The sequence below is a fragment of the Cohaesibacter marisflavi genome, from assembly GCF_963665895.2.
GTDB lineage: Bacteria > Pseudomonadota > Alphaproteobacteria > Rhizobiales > Cohaesibacteraceae > Cohaesibacter > Cohaesibacter marisflavi.
In genome coordinates this window covers 2242355-2256946 of sequence record NZ_OY762534.1, presented here as the reverse complement: position 1 = coordinate 2256946, position 14592 = coordinate 2242355, and the positions used below count along the sequence as shown (strand labels likewise).

The following is a 14592-nucleotide window of genomic DNA, read 5'->3' as shown; positions in this document are numbered from 1 at the left end:
CACTGTCATCTGGTCGAATAATTTACGGCGCGCAGACAAGGCCAAAAGCGCTGCGCGTGTCAAAATGGGGGAAGAGACCTCCCCCCACTGATCTCAGATCCGTTGATGGCGCCGCAGGGTGGCCTGCGCGGCAGAGAGGCGGGCAATGGGCACGCGATAGGGCGAGCAGGAAACATAGTCGAGCCCGACCCGTTCACAGAACTCGATGGAAACCGGGTCGCCACCATGCTCGCCGCAGATGCCCAACGTGATATCTGGGCGGGCAAAGCGTCCGCGTTCGGAGGCAATTTCGATCAATTCGCCCACGCCCTCGATATCAATCGAGATGAAGGGATCCTGTTCCAGTACACCAGCCTTGATATAGTCGGCAATGAAGCGGGCCGCGTCATCACGGCTGATACCGTAAGTGGTCTGCGTCAGATCGTTGGTGCCGAAGGAGAAGAATTCGGCCGATTCAGCGATCTTGCGGGCCTGAAGGGCCGCCCGTGGCAACTCGATCATGGTGCCGACGCGATAATCGATCTCGTGGCCCATTTCCTTCATCACCGCTTTGGCGGTCGAATCAATACGGGCCTTGACGAATTCCAGTTCCTCGCGGATGGAGACCAGCGGCACCATGATTTCCGGCTGAACCGGTGCGCCCGTCTTTTCTCCCGCCGAGACGGCTGCCTCGAAAATGGCCCTGGCCTGCATTTCCACCACTTCCGGCTTGGAAATGGCGAGGCGGCACCCGCGATGGCCGAGCATCGGGTTGAACTCATGCATGGCATGGATGCGGCTTGTCAGGCTGTCTTCGTCAATCTTGAGCGCATGCGCCATGGCCGCAATGTCGTGGCGATTGTTCGGCAGGAATTCGTGCAGCGGCGGATCAAGCAGGCGGATGGTGACCGGCAGTCCGGCCATGGTTTCAAACAGGGCTTCGAAGTCGGCCCGCTGCAATGGCAATAGCTTGTCCATCGAGCGGCGGCGATCTTCTTCGCTGGTGGCAATGATCATGGCGCGGATATCGAAGATGCGATCATCCTGAAAGAACATATGCTCGGTGCGGCAAAGGCCGATGCCCTCGGCGCCGAACTCCCGGGCAGCCTTGGCGTCTTGCGGCGTGTCCGCATTGCAACGCACCTTGAGGCGGCGGATCTTGTCGACCCATCCCATCAGCGTGGCGAATTCTTCGCTTAGCTCCGGATTCTGCATCTGCACATCACCATTGAGCACATCGCCCGAGCTGCCATCAATAGTGATGAGATCACCCTTGCGGAGCACGACGGAGCCCACGGTGACGCTTTCTTGCTTATAATCGATATGCATTGCGCCAGCGCCGGTGACGCAGGGAATGCCCATGCCGCGCGCGACAACGGCAGCATGGCTCGTCATGCCGCCGCGAGCGGTGACGATGCCGCGGGCCACATGCATGCCGTGCACGTCTTCCGGACTGGTCTCCACGCGCATCAGAATGACCTGTCGTCCATGGCTGACAAATTCTTCCGCGTCCTGCGTGCGGAACACCAAATGACCGGAGGCCGCCCCCGGAGAGGCAGCCATGCCCTTGGCAAAGACCACACGCTTTTCGCTGTCGGAAATGGTCGGATGCAGCAACTGATCCAGCGAGCGCGGATCGACGCGGGCAACCGCCTCGGATTCCGTGATGAGCCCTTCCTTGGCCAGATCGACTGCAACCCGAAGGGCCGCCTTGGGGGTGCGGGTTGCCGCGCGGGCCTGCAGCATCCACAATTTGCCCTTCTCGATGGTGAAGCCGAGCTTCATCATGTCCATATAGTGTGTTTCCAGCCGATCGCAGAGGGTAAGAAATTTGCTGAAGATATCTGGCATCAGCTCTTCCATGCTCTTGACGTCAGACCCTTCCGAGCGGATGAGGGGCAGGGGCTTGGCGGAGCTTGATTCCATATCCTCGCCATGAGCCCGGGGCAAGAAGCTGCCCTCAAGGGTTTTCTCGCCGGTTTCCTGACTGCGCGTGAAGGCAACCCCGACCGCGGAATTATCATCAAGATTGCCGAACACCATGGCCTGAACGTTGGCCGATGTGCCCCAGTCTTCTGGGATATCATGAAGATGACGATAGGTGATGGCGCGGGCATTCATCCATGATGAAAAGACCGAACTGATCGCCCCCCAGAGCTGCTTCTGGATATCCTGCGGGAAGGGCTCATCCAGCTCATCCTGCACCATGGCCTTGAACTGCTCGATGATAGCCTTCCAGTCTTCTGCGCTGAGGTCCGCATCAAAAAGGATATCGCGCTCGTCCTTGTAATCCTCAATGATTTCTTCAAAGGCAATCTGGTCTATGCCCAGCACGACATCGCTGTATTTCTGGATGAAGCGGCGGTAATTGTCATAGGCAAAGCGTTCGTCACCGGTCTCGCGGGCGAGTGCCTCCACCGTTTGGTCATTAAGGCCGAGATTGAGGATAGCCTCCATCATGCCGGGAATGGAAATGCGAGCCCCGGAGCGGATGGAAAGCAAAAGCGGCTTTTCCGGATCGCCAAGGCGACGGCCCGTCAGCGCGCAAATGCGCTCGATGGCAACATCCACTTCGCTCTTCAGGTTCGCGGGGTAGACATGCCCCATGGCAAAATAGCTGTTGCAGAGTTCGGTCGTGATGGTGAAGCCGGGGGGCACCGGCAGGCCCATATTGGTCATTTCAGCCAGGTTCGCGCCTTTGCTGCCCAGCAGGTTGCGCATCCGCGCATTCCCGTCTGCTTCACTGCCGCCAAAATTGTAAACCCAATGAGATGCCAGAACCATTTTCTTCCATTCCTTCTGCGTTATGAGTCCTTAGTACCTTTCCCAACGCTCAGATCAAGGTGAAACTGGGGTCCACCTCTATTTTTCTGCATGTCGGTGCATTCAAAGGGCCAAAATTGCGGTGCGTTGCCGTAACTTTCCTGCTTGCTGTCATGGCAATGTCATTAGCCGTCGATAGTTTTCGACCTATATTCGGTCTTCTCTTCCAAGGGCCTTGATATTGTATCGTATCATTTTTCAATTTTTGGGCTTCAGGCAGGTTTGCAATGTATACGGCATCCGACATTTGGAATGCGCAATCGCGCGCGCAAATCATTCTGTCCGCACTGGCGCAGGAAACGCGGCTGGAAGTTTTCCGTCTTCTGTCCCAGGCAGGGCATGACGGCATGGGCGCTGGCTCAATCGCCAAGGCGCTGGGCGTTCCGCACAACACGCTTTCCACCCATCTCTCGATTCTGCAACGGGCCGGCCTCATCCGCTCCGAACGTCAGGGCCGGAACATCATCTATTTTGGCTTGCAGGATTGCCTCACCGACCTCATGGCCTTTCTGCAGGATGAATGCCCGCAAGCCATGCCCGCTGGGGAAGACGAGATGGCGGTAAAAGAAGCGTGATCTAATCCACCAGATCCCGCTCATTCGCCAAAAAAGTGTGGTGTTTGTCTGCCTATCTTTCTAATGTAGCAAGGGACGATCCCGCCCCAATATTACCCTCAGGGCCAACCTCAGTACCGTCCCCTGCGAAGGACCCCAAATGCAGAATGTGCTATTTCTATGTACCGGCAATTCATCCCGCTCTCTTATGGCCGAGGCCATTCTGGGGCGCATGGGGCAGGGGCGTTTCAAGACTTTCTCCGCAGGCAGTCAGCCGGCCGGCCAGCCCAACCCGTGGGCCATTCAGTTGCTTGAGCAGTTTGGCTATCAGATCTGTCGGCTGCGCTCGAAAAACTGGAGCGAATATAGCCGTCCGGGATGTCCGCAGATGGATCATATCATCACGGTCTGTGACAGGGCGGCGGGTGAAACCTGCCCCGTCTGGCCCGGCAACCCCGCCACTGCGCATTGGGGCATTGCCGACCCTGCTGCTGAAGTGGGGGACGACAAGGATATGCAACTGGCTTTCCTGACGGCCTATGCGCAATTATCCGATCGCATCGGCCGCTTTGTCGCTCTGCCCATCGAAAGTATGGATGCAGAAGCCTTGCGGCAGGCAATGCAAGAGATCGGCAATCTTTCGGGAGCAACCGGAGACCACATTTAATGGCTTATACTCTGAGGGCTCAGCTGTTGGCTGAATTCTTGGGCACAGGAATACTTCTTTGTACCATCATCGGCTCCGGCATCATGACCGGCAGCCTTTCTCCAGACAATGCGGGCGTCGCGCTCTTTGGCAACACAGTGCCTCCGGCTGCCATCCTGTTTGTCCTCATCACCATATTTGCCCCCATTTCAGGGGCGCATTTCAATCCGGCGGTGACGCTGACCTTTGTCGTGCGTAGGGAGTTCCCGGCGCGCAAGGCGCTGATGTTCGTCGCCATGCAGCTTCTGGGTGCCGTCGCAGGAACCATGTTGGCCAACTTCATGTTCAGCGAACCGCTTATTTCCATGGCAACCTATCAACGCTTCGGCCCTCAGCAATGGGTGGGTGAGCTGGTTGCCACCGGAGGGCTGTTGCTCACTATCCTTGTCTGCATGCAAACCAAACCTCAATCGATCCCGCCTGCCGTTACGCTTTATGTGACGGCCGCGATCTGGTTTACCTCATCCACCTGTTTTGCAAACCCGGCAGTGTCTATCGGACGGGCCTTCTCGGATACATATGCAGGTCTCAGACTACAAGATGGCCTTGTCTTTGCCATGTGTCAGTTGCTCGCGGTTTTTCTCGTTCTGCCGTTGGTCAAACTGGTGCTTGAACAAAAATAGGACAGCCCGCCTGCGCGGTGGCCCCGTCTACGGCCCCTTGCGACAGGCTCTTGCATGAGTTGCCCAAAGACTTGTTACAAGTGACTGCTATTCTGTCTTGACCAAAACAGCGGTGATCGGCTTACTTGAAAGCAGGGAGCAGACACCAGGGATAAAGGACCAAACCCGTGGCTGACACACAGACCAGACTGGCCAAGGCGCGCCTCAATCACAGTCAGCGCGCGCCGATGATTGCCGAAATGCATGCGCGCCCTTTCCTCAAACTGGGAGCACCCAGCCGGCTGGCCTTCATTGCGCTCAAGCCGGAAGAGGATGGCACTCACACTCCGGCTCTGGCCCGCAAGCAGTTGATAGCCTTTCTCGATCAATTCGGTGTGGAGCATCCGCGCGATGATGCCGTCTATCACATTGCCCAAATCGGCGAGGAAGAGGAGGGGATGATTCTGAAGTGGGAAAACCACTCCGAATTCGCCACCTATACACTCTATAGCTACGCACCCCGACCTGATCATCTTGGGCCGGACAGCTTTGCCACGGATCTGCATGATCATTTCACCATCGAATGGCTGGAGGCTTTCCCTGGCCGGATTGTCTCTTCGGTTTCGGCCCGCATTGAAAAGGTGCAGAATCAGATCGCGCTTGAAGAACAGATCTCCGGTGTGGCTCATAGCTGGTTCGGCTCGGCTTCAAGCTTTGCCGCCGCTTATGTCAGCGATGGCGATGCGGCCATTGCGGCTGATTTCGATCTGGACCACAGAGGGCAAATCAGGTTGGTGGTTTTGGCTTGCAGCGAAGTCAGTTCCAGCCGTCTGGGGCGCATCATCCAGCGCTTTCTGGAGGTGGAAACCTACCGTGCCATGTCCATGTTGACGCTGCCAGCCGCGCGCCATGTGCTTGGCAACATCAAGGATCTGAATATAAAGCTCAGCCAGACCGTCGCCCGGATCGGTGACGAGAAGGAAAGTGACAAGGTGGTGCTCGACGAATTGCTGGGCATCTCTGCGGACCTTTCGCTCCTGTCCACCAGCAGCTCCTCACGCTTCAATGCCGGTCGCGCCTATGAAGACCTGGTCATGCAGCGCATCGAGCTTTTGCGCGAAAAGCGCATTCTGGATCGGCAGCTCTTTTCCGAATTCATGAAGCGGCGCTACATGCCCAGCATGCGTACCTGTCGTTCGGCACAATATCAGCTCGACGACATGACCTTTCGCGCCGCCCACGCCTCTGAATTGCTGGGCACGCGCGTACAGGTGACTACCACCGATCAGAACCGGCAACTGCTGGCCCAGATGGATCGGCGGGCCGCGCTTCAGATCCGCTTGCAGGAAACGGTGGAAGGCCTGTCTGTGGTGGCCATTTCCTATTATGCCGTCAGCTTGCTCACCTACTTGCTCACGCCCCTTGCCAAGGCAATCCATCTGGAAAAAACCACGATGGCTGCTGCCCTCGTTGTCCCTGTCGTGGCTCTCATCTGGCTTTCGATGAACCGGCTCAAAAAGCGGCTTATTCGCAAAACAGGCAAGGGCGATTAAGTCCGGCTCTTGGCTTCTGTCCGCTCAGAAATGTCTATTGCACGCCGCCATGGCTGACCCACCAGTTGGGGTGGGAAAAGGCGAGGCGGCGGGCTGCATATTCGGCATGTTTGACACTTGCGAACAGTCCAAAGCAGGTCGCCCCCGAGCCAGACATGCGCGCAAACAGGCAGTCGCCATCATCTTCCAGTGCTTGCAAAACAGTCTCGATGACCGGGGCCTGTTCAATGGCCGCCATCTCCAGATCGTTGCGCTGATCGTCCAGCCAGTCTGCCAGAGCAACCGCCGAGAGAAAGGCAGAGGGCACAGGCCCCATAGGCTTGTTGTCTTTACGCTTGAGGCTTTTGAAAATGCTTGGCGTGGAAATCGGTACGCGCGGATTGATCAGCACCATGCCCAGATTCTTGGGCAATCGGGGCCCCGGGCTCAGCTCGTCGCCGACACCACCTGCAATGAGGCAGGACCCTTCAAGACACATGGGCACATCCGCGCCTAGCTTAAGGGCAATCATGCGCAGCTTGTCATCATTGATCGTCCGCTGCCACAGACGCAAGAGACCCAGCAGCGTCGCCGCCGCATCTGAAGAGCCGCCGCCGATACCCGCAGAAATGGGCAGGGATTTATCCAGCGTCATATCTGCTTCTGGCTTGCATTTGAGTTCTGCTGCCAGTAGACGCGCAGCCCGGACCATCAGATTGTCCGGCTCCTGCCGCAGGCCTTCGGCAAAGGACCCCTTGACCGACAGATGCAAATGCCGCGAAGGCTTGAACTGGATGCGATCTTCCGCGCCGCCAAAAACCACCAGAGATTCCAGCAAGTGATAACCATCGTCCCTCTGACCCGTGATATGCAACGCGAGATTGATCTTCGCTGGTGCGGTCAAGGTGAGGATGGATTGGTCTGTTGCCGTTTTGGTCATTACAAGCAGTCTGTCTCAAGTGGTTTGAAGGTGCGCGATCTCTGGGTTCCATTGCTGTTACTGGGGAAAGATCTCTGCTTTGCCTGAAGGCGCTTTTTGCCGGCGCTGTTAAGCTGTGTGAGCCTGTCCGGTATCGCTGCGTTTTCCAAGCATCTGGCTTGATCTGCTCACCCGGCGCAACCATAAGATGATTCTCACCCCGCTGTCGCCAACCTGATAGGCAAATAACTTGAAACCTCTCAGACGAAGGTGAGCAAGCCTTTGCGCCAGATGAATTTTCCCTTCAAATCACAAGCATATGGACATCAATTGAGCTTGTCCAGATCGTTTGCGGAAGCCTGGCTAAATACGTATTAGACACTAGCATAATTGCTGAGAGCGATCAGAGGCTGTCGCTTGTTTTTGGCCCTTACTGTCGGAGATGGGATCAGAGACATGAACAGGGCAAAGAAAAACGCTGCGCGGAAAATCCGGCGCAGCGTTCAGCTATTTTAACTTGCAAGCGGGTCAGTCAGCAAGGCCGTTGGCAATCTTGTCATCGACCGATTTAAGCAGGTCTTCATCAGGCTGCATGGTCTTGACGCGCTGCCACTGGAAGGTGGCCTCGTTCTTGCGACCAGCCCGCCAATAGGCGTCGCCCAGATGGTCCGTGATGGTGGGATCTTCAGGGCGCAGTTCTACCGCCCTTTCAAGGAAGTTGACCGCCTCTTCATATTGTTCGAGGCGGTAATGGGCCCAGCCGAGAGAATCCACGAAGAAGCCATCAAACGGGCGCAACGCCACGGCCTGACGGATCATTTCGATGGCTTTGTCCAGATTGATGCCGCGATCCACCCAGCTATAGCCCAGATAGTTCAGCACCGTTGGCTGATTGGGGAACAGCTTGAGCGCCGACAGCATGTCTTGTTCGGTTTTGTCCCAGTCTTTGAGCTGATCATAGGCAGAGCCGCGCAGGAAGTAGAGCGACCAGTGGATGTCCCGCTTGACCTTGATGCTATCCAGCCCGTGGGTCAGAATATCAATCGACTCCTGAAAGCGCCTTTCGGACTGATAGATCCGCGAAAGCACCGAAACGGTTTCAAGATCGGAAAAATCTCCTTCCAGCAGAGTTTTGAGCCGATCAATAGCCTCGTCGGGGCGATCCAGTCGCGCCAGAACAAAGGCACCACGACGCTGGGCCTTGCGATAGACCGGGCTACCGGTTTTGATTGTGTCATAGCGGGCAAGGGCCAGTTCATTCTTTTCAACGCGCTCGAGCAGCCGCGCCAAGGAAAAACTGGTCATGTCATTATTCGGGCGCAGATAGTCGGCAAATTGCAAATAGAGCGCCCCACCTTCAATGGCACCTTCTTCGGTCAGCGCATTGCCAAGGGTCGAGAAATATTCTGCCGCACCGTCTTGTGGCGTGCGAATGGTGCTGGCGATCGGCTTCATTGCAGAGAAGGTGGTCATCAGCCATTGTTTCTCTTCAACGTCAGCGGCGCTGGCAGCAAATTCCTCAATAACCTGACTGGCCCGTTTTTCATTGCCGGCCTTGAGAAGATTGTTGACGAGGGCCGTGGCCGTTGCCAGAGAATTGGGGTCGGCATCAAGACTCTGCTGAAGCAGGGATGTCGCCTTGGTGTAATCCTTGGCATAAGATGCCACAAGCCCGGCATGAAGCGAGAAGAAGAACTGGTTGACCTCGCTCTCTTCATCAGCCTTGAGCATTTCCAGAGCTTTGGGAAGATTGCCCCGATCCTGCCCGATGCTCGCCCATGCTTCCAGAACGGTCTGGGAGATGAGGGCAAAGGGGCCATATTGCGCGGAGGCACTCAGCAGGCGCGGATCATTGAGGTTCCGCCGTAGTGGCGAACGCGCGATCAACTGGACTGGATTGTCCTGCATGATCTTCACGCCATTCTGGAACTGGATTGACGCACTGGAATAATTCCGGCCCTTGAGGGCCTTCACGCCAAGAGCCAGATGGATCATCGGGGCGATGCGTGCGTTCAGCTCGCTGGTCTCGGCAGAGACTTCTTCCTCTTGCGCATCCGTGGCATCCTTCGCTTTCTTGGCAGCAGGATGATTGCTCATGGCAGCCATCTTGTCTGCAAGGGAGAAGGCTTCATCATGGCGACCGGTTGCCAGCATCAGGGCAAAGTTGCGTTCCAGTAGCAGTAAATTCTCGGGATCTTTCTCAAGGGCCTGTGCATAGAAATGCGCGGCCAGCTCCAGATCCTGCTCATCCTGTGCCAGACGCGCCGAAAGATAAGTGCCCGTCAGGGTGGTCTGCACATCAGACAAGGCCTCGGGAATGGATTCCGGCGTGCTCTCAGGCGCTTCGGTGGTCGCTCCGGCCAGAGAGGCCGGTCCTATCAACAAGGCAAATCCTACGACGCCGGTCAGGAAGTGTTTTCGAAACATCTTGAGGGAAAATCGAAAGTGCATTTAGTCAGCCTTGTTGTTGCGCAATCCGAAGCGATTGTAACCATAGCGCCATGACGACGGCGAGCAATGCGCTTTCTTGCTGCTTGCAAGCAAAGAAGCGCCCGGAGCAATCAAACAAGCAATTGTTTGCGCGGTTCGCTCAGTCATGGCTGTGACCCGTTATTCATGCGGCTCATAGCGAATTAGGAATGTAGCATGGCTTTTTTGAGGCCCTGTCGCAAGCCCCACTCTTTAGCCCTGTACATAATAAAGAATGTTAAAAATCAATAACCAAAATGCCCCACCCGGGTGGCAGAAATTTGACCTTTTGAAAAAAGTAGACTCATTTTTGCTAGTGGATTGGTCTTCAAGGGGCAACCTCATCGCCGTTTTACCGTTTGATCTGCAACGGATACCCTTTGCATTCGTCAATGCGGACGGTGTGGCTCTTGCCCTGTGGGCCAGAGATCAGTCCGATCATTGGAAAGACAGCAGCTGTCAAGCGCCGTTCCATCGCTTTTGTGGTCTGCAAAGGGAAAGGCTCACCTCTCTCCGAGCAAATCAGTGCCCACGCGCAATGCAGAATTCCACCGCATCTATAAGCGCTGACTTATAGGCGCTATCCTCGAACACATCCAGAGCGGCAATAGCCGTGGCGCCGTGGGTGCGGGCCTGTTTGAGCGTGTCTTCCAGCGCGTTGGTTTTTTTCAGAAGCCCCATGGCAAAGTCTAGCGCACCGTCTGTGACATCCTTGCGCTCTTCCATCACCCGCTTCCAGAAAGCCTTGTCCTCTTCCGAGCCACGCTCATAGGCCATGATCACCGGCAGGGTGATCTTGCCTTCGCGGAAATCGTCGCCGACATTCTTGCCAAGTGCGGCTGCCGATCCACCATAATCCAGCGCATCATCGATCAGCTGGAAGGCGTTGCCCAGTTCCATGCCATAGTCGCGCAGGGCCGTGATCTTGGCTTCATCGCTTGCCGCAATGATCGGACCCACTTCACAGGCCGCTGCAAACAGGGCTGCGGTCTTGGAGCGGATGACCTGCATGTAATCGTCTACCGTGGTCTTCATATTCTGAGCCACGGACAGCTGCAAAACCTCGCCCTCAGCGATGACACAAGCTGCCGTAGAAAGCACGTCGAGCGCCCGGATAGAGCCGACATCCACCATCACGCGGAAGGCCTGACCAAGCAGGAAGTCGCCCACCAGAACGCTGGCCTGGTTGCCCCAGAGCATACGGGCGGCGAGTTTGCCCCGGCGCATGTCGCTCTCGTCGACCACATCATCATGAAGCAGCGTGGCTGTATGCATGAACTCAACAGCCATGGCCAGCTTGACATGACCTGCAGAGGTGGTGTCGTCATAGCCGCACATGTTGGCTGCGGCAAGGGTCAGCATCGGACGCAGGCGCTTGCCCCCTGAATCGATCAGATGCTTGGCCACTTCCGGAATCATTTCGACATCCGAGCCAGCTTTTTCGAGAATCAGATCATTCACGCGGCTCATATCCTGTTTCACCAGGTCGATAAGCGGCTGAATGCTGGCTTGGGATTTATTTGTCTCATTGAGAGGTGGGACAACGCTCACGCGGCGGCTCCAATTTTGTGTCTTTTCTTTTCGGTCGCGAGAATAGGCGGGTCACCGGACAACGACAAGGGGCAGGCGCGGAATTGTTACTGAATCACGTTGAAAATTATTCCTTTGTCTGCATTTTTCTTGCGCATCCTTGGACCAATGTACCGGATCAGGGGCAATCAGGCCGGAGAACATCCTGCAAAGGCGCTTGGCCAGCCTATAAGTCTCTTTTCTCCCCAAGCTTTTCAATTTATGGTTCGGCCCATCTGCAAAGCTGATTTCAATGGTCCCAGCACAAGGATACTGGCGTGGAAGAACTCATCAAGACAAACAATCCTGTGACCCTTTCCTTCGTGGAAGCCCTGCTCAAGGATGCCGGTATTCCCTATCAGTCTCTTGATCACAATATGAGCACGCTTTACGGCAACACTCTCAATTCCATTGCGCGCCGCATTCTGGTGGATTCCGATTATCTGGAACGCGCCCGTCAGCTGTTGCGCGATGCTGATCTGGAAAAGGAAGCGGATTGGTCGCTCGGCGAGTAGGCCTCTCGCACAAACGCATTTTGCAAGACATATCAGAAAGACAGGCCATGCCCTCCAACTCAGCCGCGCCCGCTCCCTTGTTGACCAACGTGCCGACTGTGGCAGCCGCAGGCCTTCCGGCGGATGTCGCAATGAGTGAGGATGACTTTCTCGGCGGGCGCATTTCGCTCCTGCAGCCGAGAAAGGGGCATCATCGCTCGGGTACGGATGCCGTGTTGCTGGCGGCCTGCACGCCCGCAAAACCGGGCGATCTGGTGGTCGATCTGGGCTCGGGGGTGGGCGCTGCGGGCCTCTGTGTGGCGGCGCGGATCGGTGGCCTTCGCCTGCTTGCCGTTGAAATCGATCCAGAAATTGCCGCCATCGCTGCGGCCAACATGGCCCGCTCCAAGGACTTTCTCGCTGAGGCTTCGGTCATCAGTTGTGATGTCGCCTTGCGGGGCGACCCGCGCAAAGAAGCGGGACTCGTCGAAAATCTCGCCGACCATGTCATCGCCAATCCGCCTTACTACCGGCCTGAGAAATTTCAGACCTCCCCCAATGAGGCACGCGCCACGGCGCATATGTTGACCGATGAGGGTATGGAGCCGTGGTTCCGAACCGCCGTTTCCATCCTCAAGAGCAAAGGCACTTTCACCGTCGTCCAACGGGCAGATGAATTGCCCACGCTGCTTAAACTGATGGAAGGGCGCTTTGGCGGCATCACCGTGCAGCCTTTCTCGGCGCGAGAAGGCGAGGCTGCCCATCGGGTGGTTATTCAGGGCAGAAAGCAATCCCGTGCACCGTTCCGCCTGTTACCAACAATCGCCCTGCATGATGCTGGCTCGGACACCCCCGGCGCACAGATAGAAGCCGTTCACCGCCATGGTGCGGCGATTGAGTTGGGGTGATTGCCCAACAAAGGGCACAGCTCTTCTATCGGAATGCAGGAGAGCCGCACTTCTGATTGGGTCGTGCAGGTTTCAGATGGGCTCTAAATACCAAATTCTTTCTGCATGACGAAATTAAGATAGCGCCCGTCCTCAATTTCGAACCAGCTTTCCCCGAGTGTCTTGAAGCCCTTGCGAAGATAGTAGGAAACCGCTTCCTCATTCTCGGCATTGACGACGAGAAAGGCTGCGTCATGTCCGGCCTTGCGCATGTCGGCGTAGCTGGCCTCTAGCAGAGTCGTCCCAATGCCTTGCCCCTTATGGCGCTCGCGCACATGGAGAGTGTCAATTTCCGCTGCAGGGCAGGCTGGGAGTGGTCGCTTTGAAGGACAGCTCCAGCGTAAATAACCGCGCAGGCCTTCCTGCCCGGCATAGTCCACCCCATCAACGAGCAAATGCTGGTCTTTGTCCGCAATCAGGGCTGCCATGTTATCAGGCGTGAAGGTCTCCTGCGCATAAGCCGCAAAAACCGGAGGAATACCGGGGCGGCAATAGGTATGCAGCCAGACCTCGATGCTGAGCGCTGCCAGTGCGCCGGCATCATCCTGCTTGGCCACGTGTATTGCCATCAGCCCAACCGGTCGCGGAGGATGCGCTCGAAGATTCGGGCCCCGCTGGGCGTCAGGCTGTCGGGGAAGTCGAAATCCGGGTTATGCAATTGTGGCTGGCTTTCTCCCGACCCGAGCACGAACAGGGTCGAGGGGCAATGATGGCCGAACTGGCCGAAATCCTCAGACCAGCGCATGGGCTCGCTCTGCTCTTCTGTTGTGATGCCCTCAGCCTCAAGGGCCTTGGCAACCAGATCTGTGGTCTCGGGCGCATTGATGCAGGCTGCGAATATGTCGTCCTGTTCGATCTGAAGGGTGAGACCAGCCTCTCTTGCAGCGAGAGTTGCCAACTGCTCGGCGGACGCCACCAGACTGCCCATCACATCGTCACTGACGGTGCGCAGCGTGGCCCATATTTGCCCCGTGCCAGGGGCAACCCCGAAGCAGGGCTCGCCAACGCTCATATGGGTGATGGTGACAAGCTTGTAGCTATCATCAAGGGCCTGTCCGGCGTCAAGACCATTGGTTAGGGCATTGAGGCCTGTGGCGATTGTCATCATCGCTTCGACCGGCGAGATGCCATCTTGCGGCATGGAGGCGTGGGAGGTCTTGCCTTCCAGCAGAATGCGGATGCCGCGAGAGGCACAGCACATGGCACCCGATTTAAGCGCCACCGTGCCAAGCGGCAGGCCGGGCAGGTTATGAAGGGCAAAAGCCATATCCGGTTTGGGCACCTGACCCTCAAATACTGGATCGCGCAGCAGGGCAGACGCGCCCTTGCCGGTTTCCTCGGCCGGCTGGAACAGAAGCACGACCCGTCCGGATGCCGGGCGCTGACGGGAAAGGCGCATGGCCAGAGCCAGAAGAATGGCCATATGCCCATCATGACCACACAGATGGGCCTTGGTTTCCAGCTCGGAGCGATAGGCAAGATCGGATTGTTCCTGAATGGGCAATCCGTCCAGTTCACAGCGGAATAGCAGGGTGGGGCCATCTTGCCCCGAGTCAAAGGTCGCCGCGATGCCCGTGCCGCCAAGCAATGTGCCGTCCGGCTCTGTCCACGGGCCGAGCCCCGTCACGATGCTGTCCGGTGACAGCTTCTGCAATTCCTCAATGACCGTCTGCGCTGTTGCCTTCTCAAAGCCCGACAGATCCGGACGGCGATGCAGCGCCTGCCGGAAAGTCACCAGATGGTTGATTTCGGCATTGGTCAGCTGTGTGCTCATATCTTCAATTATCCACGTTTGCTTCTTGTTTCGGTGTTGTGATGACCGATTGATCAAGTCTCACTCTAAAGACCCAAACGAGGCAAAAGAAAGGGAAAAGCACAGCAGACTGTTGGAAAGACAGGAAATTGGCATGCAATAAGCGGATTTCGAAACCAAACCTCAACCGCTCTGCGCTTATGACAAGAATCATTCTGGTGGGGCTGGAAATAGCAACCGCAGCC

At 56.7% G+C, this 14592-nt stretch carries 12 protein-coding genes; 6 read left to right on the top strand and 6 right to left on the bottom strand.

Annotated elements, in window-relative coordinates; genetic code table 11:
* Nucleotides 1–93: 93 nt before the first annotated feature.
* Nucleotides 94–2763 (bottom strand): pyruvate, phosphate dikinase, encoded by a 2670-nt coding sequence (gene ppdK, locus ACKPCT_RS11325; RefSeq protein ID WP_319569243.1) that lies wholly within the window; start codon nucleotides 2761–2763, stop codon nucleotides 94–96.
* Between the two features lie 266 nt (nucleotides 2764–3029).
* Between ppdK and ACKPCT_RS11320 the strand changes: the two genes are divergently transcribed.
* The 4 genes from ACKPCT_RS11320 to ACKPCT_RS11305 all read left to right on the top strand — a co-directional run bounded on the left by ACKPCT_RS11320 (nucleotide 3030) and on the right by ACKPCT_RS11305 (nucleotide 6217).
* A complete protein-coding gene (locus ACKPCT_RS11320) occupies nucleotides 3030–3377 on the top strand; it encodes an ArsR/SmtB family transcription factor (RefSeq protein WP_090070715.1) in 348 nt (115 codons plus the stop codon).
* A 139-nt stretch (nucleotides 3378–3516) separates the two neighbouring features.
* Nucleotides 3517–4023, top strand: a complete 507-nt coding sequence (locus ACKPCT_RS11315; RefSeq protein WP_319569242.1) for an arsenate reductase ArsC — start codon at nucleotides 3517–3519, stop codon at nucleotides 4021–4023.
* On the top strand, nucleotides 4023–4685 hold the full coding sequence (locus ACKPCT_RS11310; protein ID WP_090070711.1) for an aquaporin: 663 nt from the start codon (nucleotides 4023–4025) through the stop codon (nucleotides 4683–4685). The genes ACKPCT_RS11315 and ACKPCT_RS11310 overlap by 1 nt, the downstream gene beginning before the upstream one ends.
* A 167-nt stretch (nucleotides 4686–4852) precedes the next feature.
* Complete coding sequence (locus ACKPCT_RS11305; protein ID WP_090070709.1) at nucleotides 4853–6217, top strand: DUF3422 domain-containing protein; 1365 nt, start codon at nucleotides 4853–4855, stop codon at nucleotides 6215–6217.
* Between the two features lie 34 nt (nucleotides 6218–6251).
* Here ACKPCT_RS11305 and ACKPCT_RS11300 read toward each other — a convergent pair whose 3' ends face one another.
* From ACKPCT_RS11300 to ACKPCT_RS11290, 3 genes are all read right to left on the bottom strand, one after another.
* Entirely contained in the window at nucleotides 6252–7136 is an 885-nt protein-coding gene (locus ACKPCT_RS11300; protein ID WP_090070707.1) for a 4-(cytidine 5'-diphospho)-2-C-methyl-D-erythritol kinase, read from the bottom strand.
* A 507-nt stretch (nucleotides 7137–7643) separates the two neighbouring features.
* Entirely contained in the window at nucleotides 7644–9566 is a 1923-nt protein-coding gene (locus ACKPCT_RS11295; protein WP_090070705.1) for a tetratricopeptide repeat protein, read from the bottom strand.
* A 540-nt stretch (nucleotides 9567–10106) separates the two neighbouring features.
* Nucleotides 10107–11135 (bottom strand): polyprenyl synthetase family protein, encoded by a 1029-nt coding sequence (locus ACKPCT_RS11290; protein ID WP_175527975.1) that lies wholly within the window; start codon nucleotides 11133–11135, stop codon nucleotides 10107–10109.
* Between the two features lie 296 nt (nucleotides 11136–11431).
* On the opposite strand from ACKPCT_RS11290, the gene ACKPCT_RS11285 reads away from it, so the two are divergent.
* Together ACKPCT_RS11285 and ACKPCT_RS11280 are read left to right on the top strand one after the other, a co-directional pair.
* Entirely contained in the window at nucleotides 11432–11668 is a 237-nt protein-coding gene (locus ACKPCT_RS11285) for a putative signal transducing protein (RefSeq protein ID WP_090070703.1), read from the top strand.
* A gap of 47 nt (nucleotides 11669–11715) precedes the next feature.
* Nucleotides 11716–12555: a tRNA1(Val) (adenine(37)-N6)-methyltransferase gene (locus ACKPCT_RS11280; protein ID WP_319569241.1), complete on the top strand. Its 840-nt coding sequence runs from the start codon at nucleotides 11716–11718 to the stop codon at nucleotides 12553–12555.
* Nucleotides 12556–12638: 83 nt separating this feature from the next.
* On the opposite strand, the gene ACKPCT_RS11275 is transcribed toward ACKPCT_RS11280, so the two are convergent.
* Nucleotides 12639–13163: a GNAT family N-acetyltransferase gene (locus ACKPCT_RS11275; protein ID WP_319569240.1), complete on the bottom strand. Its 525-nt coding sequence runs from the start codon at nucleotides 13161–13163 to the stop codon at nucleotides 12639–12641.
* Nucleotides 13163–14368 (bottom strand): amidohydrolase, encoded by a 1206-nt coding sequence (locus tag ACKPCT_RS11270; RefSeq protein ID WP_319569239.1) that lies wholly within the window; start codon nucleotides 14366–14368, stop codon nucleotides 13163–13165. The genes ACKPCT_RS11275 and ACKPCT_RS11270 overlap by 1 nt, the downstream gene beginning before the upstream one ends.
* Between the last annotated feature and the right edge of the window lie 224 nt (nucleotides 14369–14592).